The organism is Pantoea sp. Fr-CA_6, assembly GCF_024520895.1.
Classification (GTDB): domain Bacteria; phylum Pseudomonadota; class Gammaproteobacteria; order Enterobacterales; family Enterobacteriaceae; genus Pantoea; species Pantoea agglomerans.
The window spans coordinates 184,845-197,048 of sequence record NZ_JALNPO010000007.1 but is presented as its reverse complement, the minus strand read 5'-3'; the positions used below and the strand labels follow the sequence as shown (position 1 = coordinate 197,048).

General features: G+C 54.7%; 6 protein-coding genes. 4 read left to right on the top strand and 2 right to left on the bottom strand.

What is annotated here, in order from left to right; translation table 11 throughout:
- The first annotated feature begins 407 nt into the window (after positions 1 to 407).
- From NR201_RS14770 to rcsB, 3 genes are read left to right on the top strand one after another with little or no spacing between them, the layout of a single operon-like run.
- The gene (locus tag NR201_RS14770; RefSeq protein ID WP_060680634.1) at positions 408 to 1,562 is read left to right on the top strand and encodes an MFS transporter; all 1,155 of its coding nucleotides are present in this window, start codon (positions 408 to 410) and stop codon (positions 1,560 to 1,562) included.
- Between the two features lie 19 nt (positions 1,563 to 1,581).
- On the top strand, positions 1,582 to 4,239 hold the full coding sequence (rcsD, locus tag NR201_RS14765) for a phosphotransferase RcsD (RefSeq protein ID WP_256849925.1): 2,658 nt from the start codon (positions 1,582 to 1,584) through the stop codon (positions 4,237 to 4,239).
- A gap of 1 nt (position 4,240) precedes the next feature.
- Positions 4,241 to 4,891, top strand: a complete 651-nt coding sequence (gene rcsB / locus NR201_RS14760; protein WP_009089068.1) for a response regulator transcription factor RcsB — start codon at positions 4,241 to 4,243, stop codon at positions 4,889 to 4,891.
- Positions 4,892 to 4,945: 54 nt separating this feature from the next.
- Here rcsB and rcsC read toward each other — a convergent pair whose 3' ends face one another.
- Both rcsC and gyrA read right to left on the bottom strand, forming a co-directional pair.
- On the bottom strand, positions 4,946 to 7,798 hold the full coding sequence (gene rcsC / locus NR201_RS14755) for a two-component system sensor histidine kinase RcsC (RefSeq protein ID WP_010248396.1): 2,853 nt from the start codon (positions 7,796 to 7,798) through the stop codon (positions 4,946 to 4,948).
- 704 nt (positions 7,799 to 8,502) lie between these two features.
- Positions 8,503 to 11,175 (bottom strand): DNA topoisomerase (ATP-hydrolyzing) subunit A, encoded by a 2,673-nt coding sequence (gyrA, locus tag NR201_RS14750; RefSeq protein WP_022625068.1) that lies wholly within the window; start codon positions 11,173 to 11,175, stop codon positions 8,503 to 8,505.
- Positions 11,176 to 11,352: 177 nt separating this feature from the next.
- On the opposite strand from gyrA, the gene ubiG reads away from it, so the two are divergent.
- A complete protein-coding gene (gene ubiG / locus NR201_RS14745) occupies positions 11,353 to 12,078 on the top strand; it encodes a bifunctional 2-polyprenyl-6-hydroxyphenol methylase/3-demethylubiquinol 3-O-methyltransferase UbiG (RefSeq protein ID WP_010671459.1) in 726 nt (241 codons plus the stop codon).
- The last annotated feature ends 126 nt before the right edge of the window (positions 12,079 to 12,204 follow it).

The window sequence follows — 12,204 nt, the reverse complement described above, 5'->3', positions numbered from 1 at the left end:
AGGCTTTCATAAAATCCGCTTTGCCTTTGTTTTTACATGTCAATTTATTGCTGACTGTTTCCGGAAATGATGCGGAAAGGTTAAAAAACCACCACTACCGGAACATCAGGGCTGTAAAAAAAATTTGTTCATTAAGCGATTCAGCCATCATTTATCAGTGGCCCTGATCCGATTTTTCAGCAGCAAGTCGTTGAAAAACGACAGTGAAATTTGAGTTAAGTCATTCTGCGGGGCGGTGGTCATGCCAGGAAAGTTCTGGAAAAAATTCGCAGCGCGACAAAAGTCGGTAAACTCCCGGTTTTGCCATTTATGCCATGTTGCAATCCCCTTCCTGATAAGAGGCGCAACGACCACTGACTCACGGCCAGTGCTACACTTTTCCGCTTTACCATTGATGAATCTGACCTATGACCGCACTGGACGCTGCACAACAAAACAAACATCAGAGCCGCCTGAACTGGGGCACGCGCACCATCTTTTTGATCAATGGCTTAGGAATGTCAGCCTGGGCTCCGCTGGTGCCGTTTGCCCGCGATCGTCTGCAGCTCAGCGGCGCATCACTGGGCGCGTTACTGCTCTGTCTGGGTATTGGTTCGCTGGCCGCGATGCCGGTGACCGGCACACTGGTGGCGCGATTTGGCTGCCGTCGGGTGATGTGCTTCTCTACCCTGTTAGTGCTGATGATGATGCCGCTACTGGCCACGGCTGACTCTCATCTGGTCATGGCGGCTGCGCTGATGCTGTTTGGCGCCGGGCTGGGCATGCTTGATGTGGCGATGAATTATCAGGCGGTTCAGGTTGAGCAGGCGGCGGATAAACCGATGATGTCCGGCTTCCATGGCTTCTTCAGTCTTGGCGGGATTCTGGGTGCGGGCACGGTCAGCCTGTTGCTGAGCCAGTCTTTTTCACCCCTGGCCGCCACGCTGGTGGTAATGGCAGTGATGTTGTTGCTGTTGCTGTGGCGACTGCCGGTCTTAATGAATGAACGCCTGCATCAGCCCGATCAACCCTGGCTGGTGATCCCACGCGGCTGGGTCGCGTTTCTTGGCCTGCTCTGCTTTATCCTGTTCCTGGCGGAAGGGGCCGTGCTGGACTGGGGCGCGCTGCTGCTGTTGCAGAACCCGGAGATGTCACCCGCATGGGCTGGACTGGGCTATGCGGTGTTTTCCGTAGCGATGACGCTGGGCCGTTTTAGCGGCGATAAGATCATCGAGCGTTTTGGTCGCTACCCGGTGATGCTGACCGGCGCGCTGACCGCCGCAGCTGGCATGAGTCTGGCCGTCTGGCTGCCGTGGCCGGAGATCGCCCTGCTGGCTTTCCTGCTGGTCGGCTTTGGTTTATCTAACACGGTGCCGATGTTGTTCAATGCTGCCGGGAATCAACAGGATATGCCTGCGAACCTGGCGATTTCTGCCATGACAACGCTGGGATATGCGGGTATTCTCTCAGGTCCGGCTTTAATCGGATTCATTTCGCAATGGATCAGCCTCAGCGGCGCATTTTTAGCGATCGCCCTGTTGCTGTTAGCGGTAGCCGCCAGTGCGCGAAAAGTTGCGCAATAATTCAGGTACCTGACACGCTATGTTGTATAAGTTTCCACTGACCTCCGGCAACGTCACCCGCTTTTTTGTGGTTTTCAATCTGGTGCTCCTGCTGGCGCTGGGCTTTATGGTGCATAACTCGGTGAATGCCTGGCTGACCGGGAAGCGCTATGCCATGGACGATCTGGCTCGTGACGTTCAGAAGCGCATTGATGCCTATCGCTTTGCCACCTGGCAGATCTATGAAAACCTCTCTACCAGTGCGGCAGGTGCAACACCCGGCAGTAACCTGCAGGAGACGCGACTGCGTCCCGACGTCTACTACCTGGAAAAAACCCGGCGTAAAACGGAAGCGCTGATTTTCGGCTCACATGACAGCAGCACGCTGGATATGACCATGCGGATGTCGAACTATCTCGACACGCTGTGGGGCGCAGAAAATCCCACCTGGTCGATGTACTTTTTAAATGGTCAGGACAATAGCCTGATTATGATCTCGACCCTGCCGCTGAAAGATATGGCGACGCGTTATAAAGAGAGTGCCATCAGTTCAATGGTTGATGGCCGTCGTGCTGAGATGTTGCAGCAGGCGAATGCGCTCGATGAGCGCGAGAGTTTCTCACCGCTGCGCCACCTCGCCTTCCAGAACGATCACTATTTCACGCTGCGTACCACCTTTAACCAGCCAGGCCATCTGGCCACGGTGGTCGCCTTTGATCTGCCGGTTAACGATATTGTTCCGCAGAACATGCCGCTGGAAAATTTCCAGCTGCGTCAGGACAGCTCAATGCCTGCCAGCAGCAGTGAACAGCAGGAGGTGGAAAATACCCGCATCTCACTGGTTAATCCCAATATCGAGATTACGGCCACCCTGCCCAGCACCTCGCTGCAGCTGGTTTATCAGGTGCCGATTAGCCGTCTGATTATCGACACCCTGCATAATCTGCTCTGGCCGCTGCTGATTAACCTGCTGCTGTTCCTGCTTTCACTGGCGGGTATCGTGCTGCTGCGCCAGCAGTCGCTGCGTCCCAGCGAGAACCAGAGCGCTGAACTCGATTCGCTGCGGGTATTGAATGAAGAGATTGTGGCCAGTCTGCCGGTCGGTCTGCTGGTGTATGACTTTGCCAGCAACCGCACCCTGCTGAGCAATAAGATTGCTGAACATCTTTTGCCTCACCTCAATCTGCAGAAGATCATTAATATGTCCGACCAGCATCAGGGCGTGCTGCAGGCCACCATCAATAACGAAGTGTATGAGATTCGCCACGCCCGCAGCGTGCTGTCGCCGCATACCCAGCTGTTTATGATGCGTGACCAGGATCGCGAGCTGCTGGTGAATAAGAAGCTGCAAAAAGCGCAGCAGGTGCTGGATCGTAACCATCAGATGCGACAGCAGCTGCTGCACAATCTGGGCCATGCGCTGAATCAACCCCTGGAGAAGATGGTGACGCAGCTGGTACAGCTCAGCCAGCGTGATGCCGATGAGACCGTGCTGGACCTGCTCGATGAGAGTCAGGGGCTGGCGCGGCTGGTGGATGATATTGTGCTGCTGAACCGGCTTGAGGCGCACGACTGGTCACCCGATGCGACCGTCTTTAACCTGCAGGAACTGCTGGATGAGATCGCACTGGAAAGCCTGCCGCTGATGCGCCGCAAAGGGCTGTCGCTGGTGGTGAATAATCACCTGGCTAATGATGAGACGCGCTTTGGCGACCGTCGCGCCCTGCGTAAAGTGCTGACCACGCTGATGCACTACGCCCTGACCACCACCCGCTGGGGGAAAATCACCCTGGAAGTTAAGGCTGCGGACAAGCAGGCCGATAGATTGATTATCGAACTGGTGGACACCGGTGCGGGCCTGACGGTGGATGAACTGGCCAATGTCGACTTCCCGTTCCTGGGTGATACCAGTCAGGATCGCTACGGACAGGCTTCTGGCATGGCGTTCTTCCTCTGTAAGCAGCTCTGCAAGCAGATGGGCGGCAGCCTGGATATCGTGGCAAAAGCGGATATCGGCACGCGCTACAACATGCAGTTGCCGCTGGTGCTGGAGCAGAAGCGCGAAGAAGAAGAGGAAAAAATTCTGGATGGCGTTACCGCGCTGGTGGAGATCACCGTGGAGGACGTGCATAAAATTGTCTGCCGCCATCTGGAAAACTGGGGAGCGCGTTGTCTGACACCCGACGAGCGCATTTCCGGTCAGGATCACGATGTGCTGGTGACCGACGATCCATCAAAGCTTAGCGGCTGGGCACTGCTGCTGGCGGAAGATGAACTGGGGCACCATGCACTGAACGACCAGCAGTATCGGGTCAATTTCAATCTCAGTAATGCGCTGCTGGATGCATTGCTGGCACTGATAGAGAAGCAACTGTCGCATGATGTGATGGATAACGACACGGAAGACGACGCGGCCACGCCATTGATGAGCGGCGGCTATTTCCAGCTGTTTACGGAGACAGTACCGGTTGATGTGAAGAGGCTGTATACTGAGTCGGCGGAAAAGGACTACGCCTCGCTTGCTCAGACAGCGCATCGCCTAAAGGGCGTGTTTGCCATGCTCAATCTGACTCCCGGCAAACAGCTTTGTGAAGAGTTAGAACACCACATTAAAGCGTGTGACGATTCAAACATTACAAATACCACCAGTGATATTGACGCTTACGTCAATCAACTGCTGCAGCAAGGTAACCAATAAGATGAATAACTTAAACGTAATTATTGCCGATGACCATCCAATTGTCCTTTTCGGTATCCGAAAATCTCTGGAACAAATTGAATGGGTTAACGTTGTAGGTGAGTTCGAAGACTCAACAGCACTGATCAATAATCTGTCCAAGCTTGACGCCAACGTCCTGATCACCGACCTCTCTATGCCAGGTGAGAAGTATGGCGATGGTATTACGCTGATTAAATATATTAAACGCCACTACCCGGATCTCTCGATTATTGTTCTGACCATGAACAATAACCCGGCGATTCTGAGTTCAGTGCTTGATCTCGATATCGAAGGGATTGTACTGAAACAGGGCGCGCCAACCGATTTGCCAAAGGCACTGGCTGCACTGCAGAAAGGCAAGAAATATACGCCGGAAAGCGTTGCGAAACTGCTGGAGAAAATCAGCGCGGGTGGTTATGGCGACAAACGCCTGTCACCGAAAGAGAGCGAAGTGCTGCGTCTGTTTGCAGAAGGTTTCCTGGTCACCGAGATTGCCAAGAAGCTGAACCGCAGTATCAAAACCATCAGTAGCCAGAAGAAATCAGCGATGATGAAACTGGGCGTGGATAACGATATCGCACTGCTGAACTACCTGTCGTCTGTCAGCCAGACTCAGGTCGAAAGAGACTAAGTTACTTCCTGAGGCGGTGCAGCCTGCACCGCCTCGCCTCTGCCCTTTCCTGCCCTACCCCATCCGCGTTTTACGTACCCGATCAGCATAGATTGCCAGCGTCACTTTCAGCACATCTAACGTCACCGGTTTCGACAGGCAGTTATCCATGCCCGCATCCATGCAACGCTGTTTCTCTTCCGCCAGCGCATTCGCCGTCACGCCAACGACCGGGAAGAGATGGCCCAGCTGACGCAACCGCTGCGTCAGGCGATAACCATCCATATTCGGCATGTTCACGTCGGTCAGTACGATATCAATCTCATTACGACTCAGTACGTTAAGCGCATCAACGCCATCCTGCGCAGTTTTCACCTGATAGCCCAGCGTGCCGAGCTGTTCCGACAGCAGCATGCGGTTAATCGGATGGTCATCGACAATCAACACCATGATGTCATCGTTATGCACTTTCTCTTCTACCGGTGCAGCCAGCAACAGCGCATCTGCGGCGTCGTTGCCGAGTGCGATCCGATAGATGCGCGCCAGCAGCGCCGGAACCTCGTGCAGCGTGGCGGTAGAGTGGATCCAGCGGCCAGGCTGACGTTCACGCGGCATATCCACATGCGATCCATCGAAAGTGACCAGTGCCCGCAACGGAACATCAATATCCAGTTCGTAATCGGTCATCACCACATCGTCATGGCCAGGCTTACCGTTATACTCCCCGACCTGAATGCCCTGCTGCTGAATCTGACGCGTAATAAATTCCGCGAGGTACTCGTTACGCATCGCCAGCCAGATTTTCTTATCCTGTAAATCCTCCAGCAGCATCAGTGACGGCTTCTGCCCTTTGTAGATTGGAATACGCACAATAAACTGGCTGCCCATACCTGGCTCTGAGTCGACCTCAATGTCGCCGTCCATCATATTGATCAGCTTTTCACAGATCGCCAGTCCCAGCCCGGTGCCCTGGAAATTACGCTGCACGCCATTTCCCACCTGGAAGAAGGGATCAAAAAGGCGTGGCAGCTCTTTTGCCGGAATGCCGACGCCAGTATCACGGACGCGGAATGCCAGATAGCCCTGCGCAACGTAAGCGTGGAGGATAATACAGCCCGTATGCGTGAACTTAATCGCGTTATTCAGCAGGTTAGAGATCACCTGCTGCAGACGCAGCGGATCGCCGTCCAGCACCTGCGGAACGTCATGTTCAATAAAGCAGTAGAGCGTAAGCCGCTTCTTCACCACCAGCGACAGATAGTTGCCGACGATGTGGGTCACGATTTCACGAGGTGCAAACGGACGCGGCTCAATTTTCAGCTGCTCTGACTCGATTTTTGAGAAGTCGAGAATATCGCTGATGATTTTCAGCAGCAGGCTGGAGGAGTTGTTCATCGCCGTCACCAGCGAGTCGATACCGCTGGGCAGCTCTTTGGTCTGCAGCAGATCGAGATTACCGATAATGCCATAAAGCGGCGTGCGCAGTTCGTGACTGACTGTGGCAAGGAACATCGATTTTGACTGGCTCGCCTGCTCTGCCGCGTGGGCCATCTCCTGCAGCGACTGCTCCATCCGCACGCGCGCCGAGACGTCGACCAGCACGCAAATCGCCACGTTCTCATTACGATAGCGCGAATGCACGAAGCTGATTTGCAGATTGGTATTACTGCCGGTGAGCACATCGACAAAGTTGACCTGCTGCCCGCCAATAATCTCATTCAGCCGCAGGCGATCTTCCTGCGTCAGCAACGTCAGATAATTGTGCGCCAGCTCGTTACTCAGAATATTGGTGCCGTCGCTGGTGCGTAAAATACAGATCCCGACCGGCGCAGAGGCGACAATCTTACGGTTAAACTGCTCATGCTCTTCCAGCCGGTGCGCGTTCTCCTCCGCCGGCAGGAACATCCGGCGCTCAAACAGCCAGGCGAGGGTAAACAGAATAACGGCGCTGAAAATATTGAGCAGCAGCGCATTAATGATCATCAGCTTGAGCTGATCCACCATCACGTCGGTAGATATCGACCACACCACGTTAAGATCGGAAGGCGGCAGCGGCTTTTTCAGAACCAGCTGACGATAACCATTCAGGTATCCGAACCAGGTTTTATCATCAGGAAGACTATCGAGCGAGAAGCCCAGCCCGCCGCGCCGCGAATTTAGCAGTGGACGATAATTTTCATCGGTAATGGACGCGATAATCGGCAGGCTGCCCGGCTGAATAAACTCATCCAGCCGGATATTCTGTTCGACGCCCAGTAGCGCCTGTAACTTATTAGCAACGTAGACGGGCACCACCATAAAGAAGGTTCCGACGCCTGGCTGAGCACTGCTGTTAATCCAGTACATCGGATTGCGGCGATCTTCTTCGCTGCTATTGCGATAGCGCAGCACATTCTCACGCAGCGATTTCAGGCTGCGTTCCCGGTCAGCATTGCTGCTGCCAATCGTGAAGTCGGCCAGACACTGACTCTCGCCACCGATAAAGAACACCCGATTCAGCTCATACGATGAGGCGAAGTTACTTTTCCAGTAATTGATGTAGTAACTGAGTGAATCGAGCGAGTTGCGCCAGGTATTGCTCATCGAGGTACAGTCGCCATCCGAAAACAGGGGCGTAAACTGCGGCTGGGATGTTTTGCCTGGCATCATACCGGTCAGCACATCCAGACCGCTGCTGGCGTTGGTTAAGCGGTTCTCGGTGATATATTTCAGCTCACGCATCATGTCCGCCGAATGGCGCACATACCACTGTATCGTGCCGTAGTTGCTGGCAAACTCCTGCCGAACCTGCGTCTCTTTATTGTGCAGCACGCTGATAATGTAAAACGCAGTAAGAACGGCGCCCAGCGTCCAGATTAGCAGCGCCAGCGCGCGGAAAAGATAGCGCGAGATGCGAAGCGTAGTGCGGAAAGAGACAGGATATTTCAAAGGTAACTCGCAGTTGGCAAGGTTAGTCGCATCATCGATTTTTAATGCCCATACACTAGCTTTATCGGGCGTAAAAAGCCAGCCAGCCGCAGGCTTAGCGGGCGGTTTGGGAATCTTTTAAGACAGCCAAAGCAACATCTTTATCCCAACAAAAAATGGCCGCCTCTCACGGCTTAAACAAATACACACACATCCCCCCTCAAAGCGACGGCAAGATCCCAACAAGAAAGGCCTGCTGTGCCCGAAGAGCAAAGCGTCCACGCCAGGGATGGCGTGGCCGATCCGCATGGATGCGGGAATCCTTTGCGATCGGGCAAAGCAGGCCTTGCGACGGCTCCCGACTCACAGCCACCAGCCACCAGCCACCAGCCACCAGCCATTTTCCCGACCCGCCTCTAAGACCTCAAACAACACGCCCATCCCCTCAAAGCGACACCCAAATCCCAACAAGAAAGGCCTGCTATGCCCGAAGAGCAAAGCGTCCACGCCAGGGATGGCGTGGCCGATCCGCATGGATGCGGGAATCCTTTGCGATCGGGCACAGCAGGCCTTGCGACGACTCCCGACTCACAGCCATCAGCTCCCAGCCACCCGCCATAAGCTCTCTGCCCCCTGCAATCTCCCCATCACACAAAAAAAAACGGCAGGCCGGGTTTCCCCTGACCTGCCGTTTCTGCAACGAACCTCAGCTCACGCCAGACAAATTACTCTTCGTCTTCAGCCGCGTCGTCTTCGTCTTCTGCATCCGCTTCCGGCGCAATCTCTTCATCGTCGTTCTCTGCTTCCGGCGCGATATCTTCCTCGCCTTCCGCCACGCTACCGTCGATTGAATCCAGCTCTTCTTCTTCAACCGGCTCGGCAACACGCTGCAGACCCACGACGTTCTCATCCTCTGCGGTACGAATCAGAATCACACCCTGGGTATTACGACCCACGACGCTCACTTCTGAAACGCGGGTACGCACCAGCGTACCGGCATCGGTGATCATCATAATCTGATCGCCATCAACGACCTGAACGGCGCCAATCACCGGACCATTACGTTCGGTCACTTTGATTGAAATAACACCCTGAGTCGCACGCGACTTGGTCGGGTATTCGCTGTTGGCCGTACGCTTGCCGTAACCATTCTGCGTCACGGTCATAATTGCACCCTCTTCACGCGGCACAATCAATGACACAACGCGATCGCCTTCAGCCAGCCTGATGCCGCGTACGCCAGAGGCGGTACGACCCATCGCACGGACTGCGGTTTCTGCAAAGCGCACCACTTTACCGGCCGCTGAGAACAGCATCGCCTCATCGTTACCGTTGGTCAGCGCCACACCGATCAGCTCATCGTCGTCACGCAGATTCACGGCAATAATGCCCGCGCTGCGTGGACGGCTGAACTCTTTCAGTGCGGTCTTCTTCACGGTACCGAGCGCGGTCGCCATAAAGATATTAAAGCCTTCGGTATACTCACGTACCGGCAGAATCGCCGTAATACGCTCGTTGGCTTCCAGCGGCAGCAGGTTGACGATGGGACGTCCACGTGCACCACGGCTTGCTTCCGGCAGCTGGTAAACCTTCATCCAGTAGAGACGGCCACGGCTGGAGAAGCAAAGAATCGTGTCATGCGTATTGGCGACCAGCAGACGATCAATGAAGTCCTCTTCTTTGATACGTGCGGCTGACTTGCCCTTACCACCACGACGCTGCGCTTCATAGTCGGTCAGCGGCTGATACTTCACATAGCCCTGATGCGACAATGTCACCACAACATCTTCCTGATTGATCAGGTCTTCGATATTAATGTCAGCCGTGTTGGCAGTAATCTCTGTGCGACGCTCATCACCGAACTGATCACGCATCAGCTCCAGCTCTTCGCGGATCACTTCCATCAGACGGTCCGCGTTCGACAGAATGCGCAGCAACTCAGCGATCTGCTCCAGCAGCGCTTTATACTCATCCAGCAGCTTCTCGTGCTCAAGGCCGGTCAGTTTCTGCAGACGCAGATCCAGAATCGCCTGAGCCTGCTGCTCGGTCAGATAGTATTGACCATCACGGATGCCATATTGTGGATCCAGCCACTCCGGACGCGCGGCGTCATCACCGGCACGCTCCAGCATCGCTGACACGTTACCGAGATCCCACGACTGCGCAATCAGACCCGCTTTCGCTTCTGCCGGGTTTGGTGCACGACGAATCAGCTCGATTATAGGATCGATATTCGCCAGCGCAATCGCCAGACCTTCCAGGATATGCGCACGATCGCGCGCTTTACGCAGCTCAAAGATAGTACGACGCGTCACAACTTCACGACGATGGCGAACAAAGGCGTCCAGAATCTCCTTCAGCGCCATGATCTTCGGCTGACCCTGATGCAGGGCGACCATGTTGATACCAAACGAGGTCTGCAACTGGGTCAGTGAATAGAGATTATTCAGCACGACTTCGCCGACCGCATCGCGCTTGATCTCAATCACGATACGCATGCCGTCTTTATCAGACTCATCGCGCAGTGCGCTGATGCCTTCGACACGCTTCTCTTTCACCAGCTCCGCAATCTTCTCAATCAGGCGTGCCTTGTTAACCTGATACGGCAGCTCATGAATGATGATGGTCTCGCGGCCCGTTTTAGCATCAGCTTCCACTTCGCCACGCGCACGAATATAAATTTTACCGCGTCCGGTGCGGTACGCTTCTTCGATGCCACGGCGACCATTGATGATAGCGGCGGTCGGGAAATCAGGCCCCGGAATGTGCTCCATCAGCTCTTCAATGCTGATGTCTTCATTTTCAATGTAAGCCAGACAGCCGTTAATCACTTCACGCAGGTTATGCGGCGGAATGTTGGTTGCCATACCTACGGCGATACCGGAAGAGCCGTTCACCAGCAGGTTAGGGATTTTGGTCGGCAGAACTTCAGGGATCTGCTCAGTGCCGTCGTAGTTCGGTACGAAATCGACGGTATCTTTTTCCAGGTCAGCTAACAGGTCGTGGGCGATTTTCGACATGCGAATTTCGGTATAACGCATCGCCGCGGCGGAGTCGCCGTCGATGGAACCGAAGTTGCCTTGTCCGTCCACCAGCATGTAACGCAGGGAGAAAGGCTGGGCCATACGTACAATGGTGTCGTAAACGGCGGAATCACCATGCGGGTGATATTTACCGATAACGTCACCGACGACGCGGGCAGATTTTTTATAGGGTTTGTTCCAGTCGTTACCCAGTACACTCATCGCAAAAAGTACGCGACGATGAACCGGCTTCAGGCCATCACGCACATCGGGTAAAGCTCGGCCAACGATGACCGACATGGCGTAACCGAGGTAAGAATTTTTTAATTCTTCTTCGATATTGACCGGTGTAATTTCTCTCGCAAGGTCGCTCATGGAGCCGCTATCCCTCTACTTAATCCCGGATTTTAAAGGTGCGAAAGTATATCACACTGCAATGCTCTGGTGAACGCTAACCACCGATTTCACCCGCTTTTCCTTGCGCCTGAAAGGTGTGCCATCTGCGGTTAAGCGTTTATACTGTGGGCACATTTTGTCAGGAGTTACGATTCAATGAATGCACAACCGCAGAATCATCAGCAGAACGTCGATGCGCAGGAAATTGCCAAGTTTGAGGCCGTTGCCTCGCGCTGGTGGGATCTGGAGGGTGAATTTAAACCGTTGCACCGCATTAACCCGCTGCGCCTGGGCTATATCGCGCAGCACAGCAACGGCTTATTCGGTAAAACCGTGCTCGACGTCGGATGCGGCGGCGGCATCTTAGCCGAAAGTATGGCGCGCGAAGGCGCCGTGGTCACGGGTCTGGACATGGGCGCGGAACCGCTGGCCGTGGCGCGCCTGCATGCTCTGGAGAGCGGAGTGACGCTGGACTACGTGCAGCAGACCGTCGAAGAGCATGCGGAGCAGCACGCCGGAAAATATGATGTGGTGACCTGCATGGAGATGCTGGAGCACGTGCCGGATCCGCGCTCAGTCGTTCACGCCTGTGCGAAGCTGGTCAAACCCGGCGGCGAAGTCTTCTTCTCTACGCTGAACCGCAATCCAAAAGCCTGGCTGCTGGCGATATTTGGTGCGGAATATGTGTTGCGCATGCTGCCGCGCGGCACTCACGACGTGAAGAAATTTATCCGTCCTTCCGAACTGCTGGGCTGGGTCGATGAAACGGCCCTGCGTGAACGCCACATCATTGGCCTGCATTACAACCCGGTGACTAACCGATTCAAACTGGCTCCCGGCACTGACGTGAATTATATGGTGCACACCCACCGCGCCGTCTGAGTGACCCGCCCGCCTGAATCAGGGCGGGCATCTCCTCTTCTGCGCCCGTTCTCCCTGTGCCGGTCACAGCACTCACCGCGCCAGAGGCATTCTGATGTCTGCCAATAGGTTACATCAGCCCGGTTC

Bases quoted from the DNA above. Each gene is read 5' to 3' on its own strand.
- NR201_RS14770 (WP_060680634.1), top strand. From the start codon at position 408: ATGACCGCACTGGACGCTGCACAACAAAACAAACATCAGAGCCGCCTG.
- ubiG (WP_010671459.1), top strand. From the start codon at position 11,353: ATGAATGCACAACCGCAGAATCATCAGCAGAACGTCGATGCGCAGGAA.
- rcsB (WP_009089068.1), top strand. From the start codon at position 4,241: ATGAATAACTTAAACGTAATTATTGCCGATGACCATCCAATTGTCCTT.
- gyrA (WP_022625068.1), bottom strand. From the start codon at position 11,175: ATGAGCGACCTTGCGAGAGAAATTACACCGGTCAATATCGAAGAAGAA.
- rcsD (WP_256849925.1), top strand. From the start codon at position 1,582: ATGTTGTATAAGTTTCCACTGACCTCCGGCAACGTCACCCGCTTTTTT.